The sequence below is a fragment of the Undibacterium sp. JH2W genome, from assembly GCF_049340425.1.
GTDB lineage: Bacteria > Pseudomonadota > Gammaproteobacteria > Burkholderiales > Burkholderiaceae_D > Undibacterium.
In genome coordinates this window covers 464411-479647 of record NZ_JBMPOT010000001.1, presented here as the reverse complement: position 1 = coordinate 479647, position 15237 = coordinate 464411, and the positions used below count along the sequence as shown (strand labels likewise).

At 50.6% G+C, this 15237-nt stretch carries 10 protein-coding genes and 1 tRNA gene; 5 read left to right on the top strand and 6 right to left on the bottom strand.

What is annotated here, in order from left to right:
* Positions 1 to 2: 2 nt before the first annotated feature.
* A tRNA-Arg gene (locus ACO0LC_RS02035) sits at positions 3 to 239 on the top strand.
* Positions 240 to 429: 190 nt separating this feature from the next.
* Here ACO0LC_RS02035 and ACO0LC_RS02030 read toward each other — a convergent pair.
* Positions 430 to 1251: a formylglycine-generating enzyme family protein gene (locus ACO0LC_RS02030; protein ID WP_423000116.1), complete on the bottom strand. Its 822-nt coding sequence runs from the start codon at positions 1249 to 1251 to the stop codon at positions 430 to 432.
* Positions 1252 to 1424: 173 nt separating this feature from the next.
* On the opposite strand from ACO0LC_RS02030, the gene ACO0LC_RS02025 reads away from it, so the two are divergent.
* Positions 1425 to 2480, top strand: a complete 1056-nt coding sequence (locus tag ACO0LC_RS02025; RefSeq protein ID WP_423000114.1) for a hypothetical protein — start codon at positions 1425 to 1427, stop codon at positions 2478 to 2480.
* Positions 2481 to 2506: 26 nt separating this feature from the next.
* Here ACO0LC_RS02025 and ACO0LC_RS02020 read toward each other — a convergent pair whose 3' ends face one another.
* Positions 2507 to 3877, bottom strand: a complete 1371-nt coding sequence (locus tag ACO0LC_RS02020) for a hypothetical protein (protein WP_423000112.1) — start codon at positions 3875 to 3877, stop codon at positions 2507 to 2509.
* A 130-nt stretch (positions 3878 to 4007) separates the two neighbouring features.
* On the opposite strand from ACO0LC_RS02020, the gene ACO0LC_RS02015 reads away from it, so the two are divergent.
* The 3 genes from ACO0LC_RS02015 to ACO0LC_RS02005 all read left to right on the top strand — a co-directional run bounded on the left by ACO0LC_RS02015 (position 4008) and on the right by ACO0LC_RS02005 (position 7693).
* Entirely contained in the window at positions 4008 to 4826 is an 819-nt protein-coding gene (locus ACO0LC_RS02015) for a nucleotidyltransferase domain-containing protein (RefSeq protein ID WP_423000110.1), read from the top strand.
* A 232-nt stretch (positions 4827 to 5058) separates the two neighbouring features.
* On the top strand, positions 5059 to 6072 hold the full coding sequence (locus tag ACO0LC_RS02010; RefSeq protein ID WP_423000108.1) for an LLM class flavin-dependent oxidoreductase: 1014 nt from the start codon (positions 5059 to 5061) through the stop codon (positions 6070 to 6072).
* A 100-nt stretch (positions 6073 to 6172) separates the two neighbouring features.
* Positions 6173 to 7693 carry a S41 family peptidase gene (locus ACO0LC_RS02005; RefSeq protein ID WP_423000106.1) on the top strand — a complete coding sequence of 507 codons (1521 nt, stop codon included), beginning with the start codon at positions 6173 to 6175 and terminating at the stop codon, positions 7691 to 7693.
* A 214-nt stretch (positions 7694 to 7907) separates the two neighbouring features.
* On the opposite strand, the gene ACO0LC_RS02000 is transcribed toward ACO0LC_RS02005, so the two are convergent.
* The 4 genes from ACO0LC_RS02000 to ACO0LC_RS01985 form a co-directional block, all read right to left on the bottom strand.
* Entirely contained in the window at positions 7908 to 11147 is a 3240-nt protein-coding gene (locus ACO0LC_RS02000; RefSeq protein ID WP_423000104.1) for an efflux RND transporter permease subunit, read from the bottom strand.
* A 2-nt stretch (positions 11148 to 11149) separates the two neighbouring features.
* A complete protein-coding gene (locus tag ACO0LC_RS01995; RefSeq protein ID WP_423000102.1) occupies positions 11150 to 12334 on the bottom strand; it encodes an efflux RND transporter periplasmic adaptor subunit in 1185 nt (394 codons plus the stop codon).
* Between the two features lie 276 nt (positions 12335 to 12610).
* Complete coding sequence (locus ACO0LC_RS01990; protein ID WP_423000100.1) at positions 12611 to 13390, bottom strand: substrate-binding periplasmic protein; 780 nt, start codon at positions 13388 to 13390, stop codon at positions 12611 to 12613.
* Positions 13390 to 15207 (bottom strand): ATP-binding protein, encoded by a 1818-nt coding sequence (locus ACO0LC_RS01985; protein ID WP_423000098.1) that lies wholly within the window; start codon positions 15205 to 15207, stop codon positions 13390 to 13392. Before ACO0LC_RS01985 ends, ACO0LC_RS01990 begins: the two co-directional genes overlap by 1 nt.
* Between the last annotated feature and the right edge of the window lie 30 nt (positions 15208 to 15237).

Here is a 15237-nt window from a genome sequence, read left to right as displayed (position 1 = left end):
TCGTGTCAGTAGCTCAAAGGATAGAGCCCCGGTCTTCTACACCGATTGTTGCAGGTTGTAGTGGACTGTAACAGTGGAAAGCGAAGTGCCTGCCATGCGCGCGCCGACCATGGCAGCGTTGCAAATACTCGCGATAGCCCCGCTATCGCTGTGTTTTGCGCCTTGCCCTGGTCCGCCGGGCGCATGTCCTTCACTTTCGCTTTCACTATTACAGTCCACTGATCCCGCCTGACGCACCATCTTTGATCGCCACACACAGACCCGTTTCGGCCTTGCCGATTCGTGGCGATCATTCCTTATTTCCACATCCATGCAGCGTCTGGATGTAGTCCAGTAGTGAGAGCATTCGTCTTTTCCAAGATGCACCATGTGATTGATCGCAAGCTCAACATCCTGCTTCACGGTAAACACCGATCTCTCTTTCACCAATTATCTGGCAAGTCGAAATCCTATGTAATTTTTTCTAAGCATGCCATACAACTCATTGAAATTTTTCAGGCCCATCGATTTGGCGACAGATGACCACGCCCCACCGTGATAGGCATAAGTTGAACATTTTCGACTGCCTTTTTGCGCGCTCGGGAAACAGGTGGATACCCATTCTTCTACATTGCCAAGCATATCGTAAAGACCGAAACGATTTGGCTTGAACGAAGCAACCGGAGCAGTTTGTTTGCCACCCCATTGGCTACCACAGCCGTCACAATTCGCATTATTTTTACCCAGTTTTGCTCCCCATGGGAAGTCTGTGCTTGCCCCGGCGGCGGCGGCATATTCCCATTCTACTGAAGTTGGTAAGCGATAATGCCCAGCTGTCTTCACGTTCAACCATTTCAGGTATAGTTGAACATCGTCCCAACTGACATTGATGACTGGACGCTTGCCACGTCCCCAAGACTCATCATCGGGATATTGACAGGCTGCCCCGGCAACGCAAGGTGGTTTAATGGGTCGATTCTCGAATACAAATTCCGAAACAGGGCTCGCGCAGCCACCATCTTTTACACATGCATCCCACTCAGCAAAAGTCACTTCTGTTTCAGCAATTTCAAAAGCAGGGACGTTGACCAGGCGCTCGAGGTATTCCTCATACGAGCATATCGTCATGCCAGCGGGGCAGGTGGCTGTCTTGATCTTGCCCGCTTGAACACTGACGAGTTTTGGTTCAATAACAGACGCATTTGCAGGTTCGCTTGCAAACGCAAGGCGAGAAAAAAAGCATGCAATAAAAAGAATAACTAGTGATTTCATAGACCTCAATCAGTTTCGTGGCCATCTCGGCCTGGTCCCAATGATATCATCATTACTGCAGGGGAAATCACTGCAAGATCAAGGTTTCGCAGCCCTCTTTATTTCGACATGGAGATCAATTAAATTGATTTCAAATACATATTTACTCAAGCACGCAGACAGGTAGGAACATCATGGGTGGAAATGCACTAAAGGCCGAGTCAATTCGTTTACCAGCAGGCAGGTATAGCGAAGTGGAACATCACGCCGTCACTACATTGCGACAGCATTTTCCAGATCGCCGTATTGAGGCTGTCATGGCTTATGCTGACAAGGCAAACTTTGGCGATCTTGATATTCTGATCGAAACTGATACAGGTTACGATGCCAGGCAATTTGCTGATGTACTGCAAGCGACAGAAGTTGTCGTGAATGGCGATGTCACCAGCATAGGCCTGGCAGTAGCTGAAGGCGTGTTCCAGCTTGATCTGATCAGGACAGAATCTGACTCGTTTGATTTTGCTAGCCGCTATTTTGGCTTGAATGATTTTGGTAATCTGATAGGCCGCATCGCCCATAAATTTGGTGCCAAGTTTGGCCATCTTGGCTTGCTGTATCCATTGCGTGCACCGGATGATCACGATCATTTGCTTGCTGAATTGTGCATCACCAGAGATTTTAGTCAGGCGCTGAAGTTGCTCGGTTACGATGCCTTGCTGTATGAGAGCATGCGCGGGAATGGTCAATTCAAAAACCTGCAAGATATCTTTCGCTATGTCGTCTCTTCGCCGTATGTGAATCGCGAGATTTACCTGCTGGATAACCGTAATCACAAGGCCAGGATACGTGACGCCAAGCGGGCGACTTATAATGCCTTTTTGTTGTGGCTCGATGAACAGGATGAAATCAAATTGCCAGCCTACCCTTGGGCAGAAGCTGGCACGGCTGCGCGTGATGAGCAAAAGCAGAAATTTCTGGAAACGACTTTCATACTCTTTCCAGATTTCAGACAGGCTTATGATCAGGCGCTGGAAAAATACGCCCGCAAGAAACAATTGAAGCAGCAATTCAATGGTGAGCTTGCGGCTGACATCACCGGCTTGTCAGGCAAGCAGTTAGGTGAATTGATGGCGCAAGTACGTCATTCATTTATTGATGAAAGCAGTTTTGAAAACTTCTTTCTTGAAGCTGACTCTGACGCTGTCAAAGCCAGGTTCTTAAAGGAAGCCGCATTACTCCTGTCGTCATGAACTTCCCAAATAGTGCTAGCTGAAAATTAAGGCGTGACCAATCCATCCATGCGGATTACTTCAAAACTGCTGCCCTTGACACTACCCAGTTCTGACACCAGTTTGTCATTATTCCAGCGTGCATCTGGTGCACCGCTGATGTACCAGTTGGAGCCATTGTCGGCTACCAGCATGCCATAGGTTTTCATGGCTTGCAGGATGGCCCTGGTTTCGTTTGAGAAATTGGCAGGTATCTGGTAACTGGCTTTCAGGCGCACGCGCATGCCCATGGGTGGCAGGGTATTGCTGGTATTCGATGAAGCGTAGTGAGTCGCTGGTGCTACATAGGCGCGGCGTGTGCGGCTGACCGTAAAGCGCAAGGCGTGCTGTATCGCGCCACTGGCAGCTTCTTCATAACGTACCAGACCGGGGAAGATAGGCAGGCCTGCGGCATCGGCACTGGTCCAGCCTGGTTTGCCACCTGGTCTTACCGTGTTGGATGTCAGGTCAAAGATGGCACCGCCACTGACCTTCCAGCTACCGCCTGCTTGTGGATAGGCATTACCGACTTCATACAGGCGATTGGCATCACGATCTATGACGAGGACGTGGCGGTCGCCATCAAAGTTGCTGCCATTGGCTTTCTGCCCTTCTATGGGTGCATTGGCAGGGATGGGATAAGGACCGAGATCGCTTTCATCGCCATAGTCGGTGAATTGCACACTGACCTTGGGCTGGCTGCCAGCGACGACAACATAGGGGATACCTATTGGTGCACCATCGTACAAGCTGGCACCAAAGTCGGGGTGCAAGCCAGTGTTTAATCCTATGCTGTTAATCAATGCATCAGAGGCAGGATCAAGCGCGGCTTTGGAGATATCAGTATTCCAGGCATTATTGGCAGGGAAAGGCAGGCTGCCATTCAGATTGGCACCAGCGCCCAGGTCAGCCTTGCGCAAATCGCCATAGATGGGATTGCCTGTCGTATTACCTGCGCCTGCGCTGTTCACTGTCACCGTGACGCTGGCGCTAGTCGTGCAAGTCGCGCTACAGGCCGAATTGCTGGCAATCAGGGTGTAAGTCGTCGTCGTGGCTGGATTGACAGCAAGGCTGCTCCCCGTGACTGCGTTGCCATTCAGCGTCATGCCAGTGGCACCACTGATTGTCCAGCTCAACTGGCTACCCGATCCTATCGTGATACTGGCAGGATTGGCGCTGAAACTGTTGATGACAGGAGCAGTAGCGGTAGTTGTGCCTGTACTGCCACCCGTACCAGTTGTAGCGGTAGTTGAGCCAGTAGAGCCAGACGTACCCGTATTGACGGGTGCAGAACCACCCCCACCCCCACCACCGCCACAGGCAGCTACAGTCAATATCAGGGTAAGGGACGAGAGTTTTTTAAAGGAATTGAGTGGCATGGTATTACTCCTGAGCGGACAGTTAGCCTAGTCTTGAAACAGGGGGCCGACAATACCAATTGCATTTCCTTACAAATTATCAGACTGAAAACATGTATCATTTTTTATAAAATCATTCTCAAAGCTCACTATGAACGCGACTAGCCTCCCACTGGAAGAACAAGAACATCCCATAGACCCTGCCATACGCGCAGAAATCAATGCCAGCCTGCAGCGTATAGAACAGATGCATGATGTCAAAATCTTGTTTGCCTGCGAATCAGGCAGCCGGGGCTGGGGTTTTGCCTCGCCGGATAGTGACTACGATGTGCGCTTTATCTATGCCAACAAACTGGACTGGTATCTGACAGTTTTCCCTGGACGCGATGTCATAGAGTTACCCGTCAATGAAATCTACGATGTCAGCGGCTGGGATGTGCGCAAGGCCCTGGGCTTGCTGCGCAATGGTAATGCGACCTTGATAGAGTGGCTGTCTTCACCGGTGGTGTATGCGGCCGACCCTGTATTTCTGCAAGCCTTGCAGAAAGCCGCAAGAGAAGTGCACAGACCAGAACGGGCGTACTACCATTATCTGCACATGGCCAGTAAAAATTATCGTGAGCATTTGCGTGGTGAAATGGTCAAGCTGAAAAAATACCTGTATGTATTGCGCCCACTGTTGGCTTGCATGTGGATAGAACAAGACCTGGGGCCAGTGCCGATGCGTTTTCAAGAGATGGTGGATGCGACCATTGAAGATCAGGAATTGCTGGCAGCGATCGCCGAATTATTGTTCATCAAACGGCGCGCCAAGGAATCAGAATTATCTGTGCCCATGCCTGTCATCAACCGTTTTATCGAAAGCCAGCTGGAAAGACTGGACAGTATCAGGACAAGTAGTACCGGTGACATGGATTTTTCTGTGCTTGACCGGCTTTTGCTGGATACTGTGATGAACAAGCGTCATTAAATAGTAGGGTGCGCCATGCGCACCATCCTCCTTGTCAACACCAAAAAACGGTGCGCACGGCGCACCCTACCAGCCGCAGAGCACGTCTTATCTTTCTATCGCTCCAGATTTGTAGGACGCGTTGTAACGCACCGTCTTTCCCCATGCATCAGTTTTAAGAAAATTGCGCCTGCCAACAGGAAATCGCAATTTCAACCATAATGGTTTTCTTCCCATTTGGAATTGCCCGCTCATGTCCACCTCCTACCCCTTATCCATACTCGATCTGTCCCCCATTGCCGAAGGCAGTGATGCGGCGCAATCTTTCCGCAACTCCCTCAGCCTGGCCCAGCATGGCGAAAGCTGGGGCTATCGGCGTTACTGGCTGGCAGAGCACCATGGCATGCCCGGCATAGCCAGTGCTGCCACTGCGGTACTGATAGGGCATATCGCTGGCGGTACCAAGAGCATACGCGTGGGTGCTGGCGGCATCATGCTGCCAAATCACGCGCCGCTGGTTATTGCTGAACAATTTGGTACGCTGGAGTCACTCTACCCTGGCCGCATAGATCTGGGGCTGGGGCGTGCGCCAGGCTCAGACCAGCGCACAGCCCGCGCCTTGCGCCGTAACCTGGCCAGTGATGCCGATGAATTCCCGCAAGATGTGGCAGAACTGATGGATTACCTCAGTGATGAATCGCAGCAGGCGGTGCGTGCTGTACCTGGTCATGGCTTGAAGGTGCCTATCTGGATTTTGGGCTCCAGTCTGTTTGGCGCGCAACTGGCAGCAGCCATGGGCTTGCCGTATGCCTTTGCTTCGCATTTCGCGCCCCAGCAAATGATGCAGGCAATAGAAATTTATCGCGCTACTTTCCGCCCTTCGGCACAATTGGCCAGGCCGTATGTCATGCTGGGCTTTAATGTCTTTGCGGCAGAAACGGATGAACAAGCCTATTATCTGGCCAGTTCTGCCCAGCAGGCTTTTATCAATTTGCGTAGCGGCCGTCCAGCTAAGCTGCCTTTGCCCGTGCATGATTTTTTGCAGAAAATCGGTCCGCAAGAACATGCCTTGCTTGAGCAGGTTTTATCCTGCTCTGCCATAGGTGCAGCAGATACTATTGTAGAAAAAATGCAGGCATTCATAGCACATACGGGTGCGGATGAATTGATGATTACTGCACAAATTCACGATCATGCTGCGCGTTTGCATTCTTATGAAATCGCTGCGCAAGCCGGCCCCAAAATTAAATCTGCCATCACGATTTGATATGGAATTTTTTGCTTAAAAATCGACGCAGATGAAATGAAACTTCTGGTCTTTCTTGCTTGTCTTAAGATACACTAAAATTTTGGAGACAAACAAGAACATGAAAAATTTCGCGCATCGTTTTACTTATACTGCTGTCGCAGCATTGTTTGCAGTTGCCAGCCTCACTGGAACTTCTCAAGCACAAAATAATCTGCCAGCGACACCTGCTGCATGGGTAGATGCATTTAAAAAAGACCTGGACCTGGCTTATCAGGAAACCCTGGAAAACCATCCGGGTACGCATGACCCACGTAACCCGGATTTTCGCAAGAATCTGGAAACAGCACGCAGTAATGCACTGGCCCTGGCGGAACAGATAAAAGATGCGGCAGGCTATCAGGCTGCTTTCAATCGTTTCAATGTCAGCCTGCATGATGGTCATGCTGGTGCACAGGCGACACTGCCTCCCAACCTGGCACCAGGCTTGCGCTGGCCAGGTTTTATGACGGTTTGGCGCGGTGATAGCTTATATGTCTATGCATCAGAAAACGCACAACCAGCCGTGGGGGCCAAGCTGCTCAGTTGTGATGATAAGCCGGTTAAAGACCTTATCATGGAAAATGTTTTTTCCTTCAAGGGCCGCAGTGACGAAGCAGGTCACTGGTGGTATTTTGCCAGACAGCTCTTGATAGATTATGGCAATCCTTTTATAAAAATGCCCAAACAATGCGTGTTCAGTCATCAGGGCAAGACGCTGACACATACGCTGGCATGGCAGCCCGTCAACGGCAATTTCGAAACCTGGCGCACACGTTCATACAATGGTGACACCTTACCTACAGGTTTGACAGAACCAAGAAAGAATTTGTTATGGGTCGCCATGCCCAATTTCCAGCCCGACCAGGCCGAACGCGAAACCCTGAATCAAATGACTAAGGAGATCGCAGAACACCGCGACCGCGCATTGCATGCTGATGCCATCGTAATTGATTTGCGCGAAAATCAAGGCGGCTCTTCCGAGTGGAGCAGGAAATTCGCAGATGCTTTATGGGGCAAGAACCGTGTCGATAGTCTGATGCGCGCCTATTCCCCGAATTCCGATGTCTGGTGGCGTGCTTCCAAGAATAACACTGAGTATGTGCAGAGCCTGGTAACGCGATTCATAAGCGAAAACAGAACAGACACTGCAGCCTGGATAAAGCGCCATGCAGATGGCATGCAGGCAGCCCTGGACAAGGGCGACTACTTCTATGTGGAGTCTTCTACCAGGCCAAAAGTAACAGCACCCGCCGCTACCAAGGCCTTGCCAGAAAATACTGTAGAACTGAAAACTCCGGTCTATGTCATCGTCCCTGGCCAATGTGCCAGTGCTTGCCTGGATGCGCTGGATGTATTCACGCGCTTCGACAATACCAAACTCATAGGCGCACCTAGTTCGGCAGATTCCACTTATATGGAAATCCGCATCAAGACATTGCCATCTGGATTGGCAAGGGTGGTTATCCCGAATAAGGTCTATGTTGACCGTGGCCGAGCGGCCGGGCAGATTTATACACCTGCTATCACCGTCACTGACATAGCCTGGTCGACTGAGAATTTCTTGAAAGTTGTTGAAACCGATCTGGCAAAAACCAGATAAGTCAGATAATTCAGAGCAAGGCAGTAATAAACTGAAAGCCCGCAATCGCGGGCTTTTTTTTAGAAAAAAAATAAATATTTTAAAAATAAAAAAAGCCTGCGCACACCTCGTTGCGCAGGCTGTCAAATTGCTGACCAGAGAACAATGGGTCTTATCAGCAAGAGGGAAGTGTTACCAAACCAATTTTTACTACTACAATTCTTTACTTTCTATTTCAGGTATTTTCTGCCTTGATATTCAGTGCCGCATTTACTTTACGGGTTCGACCAGTAAGAAGGCCGAAAAGTTTCATCAGTATACGATATATAAAACGTATCCCCAATAAAGTGAAGAGTGCTTCCAGCATGGTCATGCAAAAACCGATCAAAGGGTTGCGTACTTCCATGCGCCTGCGCATTTTTGCCATCATACGGTCACGGGAAATTTCTATGCTGTCGTAGAAGGTAGGCACGACCAGTAAAGTCAAAATAGTCGAAGTGATGGTGCCACCAATAATCGCAATCGCCAGCGGACGGTAGAATTCACCGCCTTCACCCAGGCCCAGGGCTACTGGCAACATACCTGCAATCAAGGCAAAGGTAGTCATCAGGATAGGACGCAAACGTACCCGGCCTGCGTGCATCAAGGCTTCTTCGCGATCATAACCTTCGGCCTCTTGCTTGCGTGCTGCATCCAGCAAAAGAATCGCATTTTTTGCCACCAGACCCATGAGCATGATGATGCCGATAAAACTCATCAGATTCAGAGTGCTGCCTGTTATCAGCAAGGCCAGTACAACGCCTATCAGGGACAGCGGTAATGACAGCATGACACCCAGTGGCGCCGTGAAGGAGCCGAACTGTATGACGAGTATCAGGTACATCAAGCCTATGCCGGACAACAAGGCAATCAGCATGGCACCAAATACTTCTTGCTGATCCTGGCCGGAACCACCAAGTGACAAACCGTAACCAGGCGGGTAGTCAAAGGATTCCGCCAGCTTCATGGCATCGGCGATCACTTCACCATTCGAACGACCTTGCGCATTGGCAGACACGGTAATTGTACGCTTGCCATTGGCATGCTCAATACCAGATGGCCCCTTGCCCATGGATACAGTGGCGATCTGATCCAGTGGCACCATTTGATTGGTACCAGATACAGCAATAGGCAGGCGCTCAATATTTTCCTTGCTGACGCGATCATCCGGATGCAAGCGCACGGCCACATCACGGGTTTCACCGGTCGGGTCTACCCAGTCACCAACTTCGATACCGGCAAAGGCAACGCGCAAAGCCTGGGCTGCATCATTGGATGAGATGCCCATGGAATTGGCGAGGCCACGGTTAAGTTCTATCTTCAATTCCTTTTTAGGATCCTGTTCAGACAAACCCACGTCAACTGCCCCTGGTACCTGACGCAATTTATCCATGTAGGCACTGGTGATTTCCAGCAGTTTGCGGGAATCAGGGCCGGTGAATTCTATCTGTACCGGTTTTTGTGCGCCATTGTTGAGGTCATCCAGCACCACATATTCAGCGCCAACCAGGACGCGTACTTTTTCACGCAATTCAGCAGCAATTTCCTTGGCTCCGCGTTTGCGTTCCGTACGCTTGCCTATATCGACATAGATGCGGCCACCGGCCGGCGTGATATTGCTATTGGTTTCCTTGGTCTCGGCGATGGTACGGGCAATTTCTGCAGCCCTTTCCATTTTCAGACGAGCATATTCCAGCGAAGATGATGCAGGGGTACGCACGGTAATCATCAGGTTACCTGAATCAGCAGCAGGCAAGAAACTGGTACCGCCCCATTTGACTTGCACACCCAGAGCAACCACCAGGCTGACCAGGGCAATCGCACCCATTGAACGACGGTGATGCAAAGCCCAGGCGATCACTTTACTGTAGCGGTCGGACTGATGATCAAACCAGTCATTAAAGCGCGCCAGCACCTTGCTGATGCCTTTCTTGGGCGCAGTATGGTGGTCTGGTGGGTCACCCCAGTATGCCGACAGCATGGGATCAAGCGTGAATGAAATACCCAGGCTGACCAGCACCGAGCAAGCCACGGTCAGCGCAAACGGGCGGAACCATTCACCCGGCATGCCAGGCATGAAGGCCACAGGAATAAACACTGCAATGATGGAGAAGGTAGTGGCAGCGACAGCCAGGCCAATTTCTGCCGTGCCTTCCAGCGCGGCAGTACGGCGGTCAGAGCCATTTTGCATATGACGCACGATATTCTCGCGCACCACGATTGCGTCATCAATCAACACACCTATCGCCAGAGACAGGCCCAGCAAGGTCATGAAGTTGAGCGTGAAACCACACAGCCAGACAGCAATGAAGGCTGCAATCACCGAAGTAGGTAAACTCAGCGCAGTAATCAAAGTCGAGCGCCATGAATTCAAAAAGGCATACACGACGAAAATAGTCAGGCCAGCACCGAGCACCAGGGATTCTATGACATTGTTCAGGCTGCGCTGGGCATCCTTGCCACCATCGCGAGTAATTTCCAGCTTGGTGCCTGGCTGTGATTTTTCAAATTCCTTGTTGATTTCCTCAACCTTGTCACGCACGGCCTTGGCCACGCTGACCGTGCTGGCATCACGAGCGCGGGTCACGAAGATACCGACATTTGGCTTGCCGCTGCGTATGCTCAGACCGTCTTTATCAGCAAAGCTGTCTTCTATGGTTGCCACTTGTGACAGGCGCACGATCTGGTCGCCATTGCGCTTGATGACGATGCCCTGAAATTCTTCTGGTGTTTCTATGCGACCAACCAGGCGTATGCTTTCTTCATCCAGGTTACCGCGTATCTTGCCAACTGGCGCATTGGTATTCTGGTTACGCAAGGCATTGACGACTTCGCCTACAGAGACATTGAATTCACGCAATTTTTCAGCGCGCAAGAGCACAGATAATTCACGCTTCAGGGAGCCACTGACTTCTACCGTCGCCACACCACTGATGCTGCGCAATTTATCAGCCAGGGTGTCTTCGGCCAGGCGGGAAATCTCGGCATGGCTTTGTTTGTCCGAGGACAAGGCCATATTGACGATAGGCTGAGCACCCGGGTCCCAGCGGCGTATCATGGGTTCGCGCATTTCTGTCGGCATTTTATAACGCAGGCCAGAAATGACATTGCGGACTTCGTCAGAAGCCTCGATCATGTTTTTCTTGAAACTGAAGCGCATATCAAAACGACCGCTGTTTTCTGATGCGGTTGCCCATACTTCCTCAACGCCGGAAACTGCCTGCAGGGATTTTTCCAGGCGATTGATGATTTCGCGCTCTACCGTATCCGGTGAAGCACCAGGATAGGTAATCATGACCGTCAGGCCAGGCACTTCAACATCTGGGTTTTGATTGACCCGCAGTTTGCTGAGTGCCAGCAAGCCCAGGGCCATGAGAGCGACAATCAGGACGATGGTCGCCGTCGGTTTTTTGATACTGAAGTCGGACAGGAACATGATTATTTCCCTTGCGCTGGAGTAGCGTCAGCAACAGCAACCTTGGCCACCGCCATTTCTATGTTCTGGCCATCCTTGAAACTGGAACTGGGGCTGCGCATGACGACATCACCAGCAGCCAGGCCGCTGCGGATTTCATAATTACCGGTGCGCTGATCGCGTTTGCCTATCTGCAAGTCAACCCTGCTCAGGGTCTTGCCAGCGACTTTCCAGGCATAGGATTTATCACCGGACTTGATGACAGCAGCTTCTGGCAAGGTCAAGGCGCTGACAGTGGCGGCCTCGATATTGCCTTCGGCATACAGACCGGATACCCGTGGTTGATTGCTGTCAGCAAAGGCCACCAGTACTTCTACCTGACGGGTCACATCATTGGCAGCCGGATCAACCCGGGTGACTTTGCCACGGAACTCTTGCCCGGCATAACCATTGATGCGGAAACCTACAGGCTGACCCACTTTAACCATGGCAATTTTGTCTGTCGAGACGCGGCCGGCAAAGCGCATGCTGGTCGGGTCTATGACCTTGACCAATTCCTTGCCTATGGCGGCAGTATCACCAGCCGATACCTTGCGTTCACTGACCACTCCATCAAACGGGGCACGCACGACTGTACGTTGCAATTGCTGGCGTGCCACTACGGCGCGCGCCTTGGACGCTGACAACTCACTCTGGGCGCTGTTACGGCGTACTTCTGCATCATCGAGTGCCTGCATCGATGTCATGCCGGAAGCACGCAGGGTTTTCAATCTTTGCAGGGCGCGATCGGCCTGGTCCAGGGCTAGCGCAGAGGCGCGGGCATTGTCTTCTGCCGAGCTGAGATTGTCGCGTATGGAGGTTTCATCGAGTTTGACGAGAACGTCGCCACGCTTTACCACATCGCCATTTTCTTTTAACACTTGCAAGACCACGGCCCCCACTTCGGCGCGCAAATCAGCCTTGCGCTCTGGTTGTATGGAGCCGGTGACGACAGGGCCGGACGCCAGGGCATTGCTTTGTACTGTCATGACGTCTTCAGGTGCAATCACCAGTTTGACCGGAGGCTTGTCTTTCTTGTCCTTGGCATCGCCCTTATCTGCTGTTGCGCTGGCTTCGGAACTGGCACTGGCTTTTTCCGTGGCTTTGTCTTTGCTGCATGCCGTCAGAGCTGAAGCAATGGCAAGAACAAGTAGAGTTTTACGTAACATGATGATCCCTGTCGCTGTTGGTGTGGGGGAAATTCGGATGAGAAAGTATTCCTTGCCTGCCTGTCCAATTCAATGGCCAGGGTTTCAAAGTGCATATTTTCGTGGATGAAATGCGGATTTGACGGTCTGAAATGCAATCGATCCGTCCTGAAATCTACCAACTCGGACTCTGGGATCGGCGATAAGTTCAGCAATCACCATCTTTCGATGACAGACACCCTGGCGTTTCCAGGCTTGCTGTTCAGTGGCAATTATTTTGCTTGCAGAGTAAACACATCAACGCCGGTCGCTGCCCTGAATATGATATTTTTCACGTAAACGTGGTAGCAGCAAAGGCTGGCGCTGCAAAAAAAGATTCAGTTGCCGGATGATTTCATGGTGCTGGCGGGTTGACAGGCTGAAATCGCTGGCGGCATGTGGCAAATCCAGGTCAAACACCAGACCCTGCGGCTCTTTTAACTGCGTCTCCAGTCTGTATTTGGCGACGTCCACATTCATATAGACAACATCGATATGACCGCCAATCGCTTGTCTGAGCAAGCTGTCAAAATTGTCGTCTATGACCAGGGTCACGGATTTGTCATTAATAAAAGACAGATAAGGCCAGGGTGTAAAACCCAGCATCGTTCCCATGGTTTTGATATGCAGCAAGGAACGTCCTTTGTGGGACGGCAATACCAGTGCCCCTTCCTCAGAGACAACCAGTGGGGTGCTGTAACTCAGCCTTACTCCTTGCCGCCGCTCAGTCTGCCAGTGGGGATTGTCTGGATACTTGAAATCCAGGGTGTTTTTTTCAAAGAAAACGGCAAACAGGCGATTGATAGGCAAAGGCTGATATACAAAGGTATAACCATGCTCGTGGGCAAAAGCGTCCAACACATCACGGGCAAAGCCTGTGAATTCGCTGCCCCGACTCATGCTATGCAAAGGATAATAATCAAAATCCTCCACACCGATGACAAAGGTCTTGCGTTCTGCGGCTTTACCCTCTGCGTTAGCGTGATTGCCGAAGCACAGAGCCATTGCAAGAAATGCCACCCCTATTATCTGTTTCATTACTGGCTCCCATCACTTTTTCCTGTAGCGGCACCTGCATGGCCGTGCTGACGCTTGTCTGCAACTGGCACGCCCATCCCTGGTGCGGCTTCACAACCTGGTGCAATCCTGGGGAAAGTCAGCACAAAGCGCGCTCCATGACCACATTCAGAACTTGCTTTGAGTTTGCCACCAAGTATCGTCGTCACGATATTCATGGCAATGGACATACCCAGACCAGAACCTCCACGTCCCAGCTTTGTCGTAAAAAAAGGTTCAAACATGTGTGCCAGGGTATTCTCATCCATACCACTGCCATCATCTTGAAAGACCATCTGTACCATATTCACGTCAAGTTTTGCAGTGATGCGCACGCTACCGCTTGAGCGTCCTTCAAAGCCATGCAGTACTGCATTCTGAATGATATTTGTGATCACCTGACCAAGCGGGCCAGGATAACTGTCACATTCAATTTCATCAGGAATATCAAGCTCGATGATCCATGGTGCATTTCCAAAGCTGGGACGCAGAGCTGCAACATTGTCCTGGACCATCGATAGCAACTTGAAATGGCGAAACTGCTCGGAAGCCTGGTCAACCGCAACTTGCTTGAAACTAGAGATGAGACTGGCAGCACGTAAGCATGATTTGCTGATCAGTTCTGTCATCGGAACATTTCTCTCGAGAAAATAGCTTAAAGTGGACTTGCGTAACTCCCCATGCAATAGGGCTTCCTGCAATTCTCTGGCAGATGCTTCCAGCGCACTGGCGGTGACCAGTGCATTGCCTATGGGCGTGTTCAATTCATGTGCAACACCGGCTACCAGATGTCCAAGCGATGCCATCTTTTCTGCATGCACCAGTTGATCCTGGGTTGCCCTCAAATTGCTCAATGTCAATTCCAGGGTAGTGTTCAATTCTGACAAGGTTTCAGTACGCACTGCCAGTTCGAGATAAGAAGCTTCGAGCGCCTTTCCCTTGCTGGTCAGTTCCTGACTGATATTCTGTTGCGTACACAAAGAGTCATTGAGTTGTGCAGTACGCTCATTGACTTTATGTTCCAGCGATTGATTTAGATTTTGTAACTCTGTCCTGGCGATATGCAATTTCTGCAGCATGGCATTGAATGCTTCTTCGAGCATTTTCAATTCATTTCTGTCCTTGATTTCAAGATCTATTCTGGCTTTTTCCAGATTTTCAAAATCGACCTGATAGACTGCATTTGTCAGATTTGTCAGCGGGCGTTGTAGCAAATGACGACTCAGCCAGAAAAAGATCAACCATAGCGCCAGAGTCTTGACAAAAGAATTAATAATAATCAGTGCAAAACCATATTTGACTCGTGAAAAGACGATGGCATTACTGGAATAAAAAATCCCCTTGCCCAGAATTTCTTCTTTACCATTTGCCAGTTTATAGACGATGGGAAATTCGTAGCCAAACAGGCCCAGGCCAACTTCCTTGACACCAAGAAAGGCCGGTTTTTTCAGTTGACTTGCCTGCACCACGCGCCCCTCGTCATTGAGTATGGTTCCCGTTGCCAGTTCCTCTATGCCTATAGGAACTATACGTACCCCGGCAATGGTGGGTGCCTCGGCAATGCCATCGACGGTCTTGCGCAAGCCGTCCCGATTGATACTCCACAGCATTTGCGACAGTATGGGCTGGAAAGTGCTTTGAAATATTTTCAGGTCCGCCAGGATATTCTGCTTGGCCTGGTCATATTCAAAACTCATATGACCCAGGGTGACGATCACTGCGATCAGTAAATAGATGGAGAAAGTCACCGTCAAAAGACGTGTGGCAACCGACTGCCTGAGCGGGATCAGGGAAGCCATGAATTTCCCCTGAGCTAAAGGGTATGGGGA

Coding starts and splice junctions, on each gene's coding strand:
- ACO0LC_RS02005 (WP_423000106.1), top strand. CDS start 6,173: ATGAAAAATTTCGCGCATCGTTTTACTTATACTGCTGTCGCAGCATTG.
- ACO0LC_RS02025 (WP_423000114.1), top strand. CDS start 1,425: ATGGGTGGAAATGCACTAAAGGCCGAGTCAATTCGTTTACCAGCAGGC.
- ACO0LC_RS02020 (WP_423000112.1), bottom strand. CDS start 3,877: ATGCCACTCAATTCCTTTAAAAAACTCTCGTCCCTTACCCTGATATTG.
- ACO0LC_RS02015 (WP_423000110.1), top strand. CDS start 4,008: ATGAACGCGACTAGCCTCCCACTGGAAGAACAAGAACATCCCATAGAC.
- ACO0LC_RS01990 (WP_423000100.1), bottom strand. CDS start 13,390: ATGAAACAGATAATAGGGGTGGCATTTCTTGCAATGGCTCTGTGCTTC.
- ACO0LC_RS01995 (WP_423000102.1), bottom strand. CDS start 12,334: ATGTTACGTAAAACTCTACTTGTTCTTGCCATTGCTTCAGCTCTGACG.
- ACO0LC_RS02000 (WP_423000104.1), bottom strand. CDS start 11,147: ATGTTCCTGTCCGACTTCAGTATCAAAAAACCGACGGCGACCATCGTC.
- ACO0LC_RS01985 (WP_423000098.1), bottom strand. CDS start 15,207: ATGGCTTCCCTGATCCCGCTCAGGCAGTCGGTTGCCACACGTCTTTTG.
- ACO0LC_RS02030 (WP_423000116.1), bottom strand. CDS start 1,251: ATGAAATCACTAGTTATTCTTTTTATTGCATGCTTTTTTTCTCGCCTT.
- ACO0LC_RS02010 (WP_423000108.1), top strand. CDS start 5,059: ATGTCCACCTCCTACCCCTTATCCATACTCGATCTGTCCCCCATTGCC.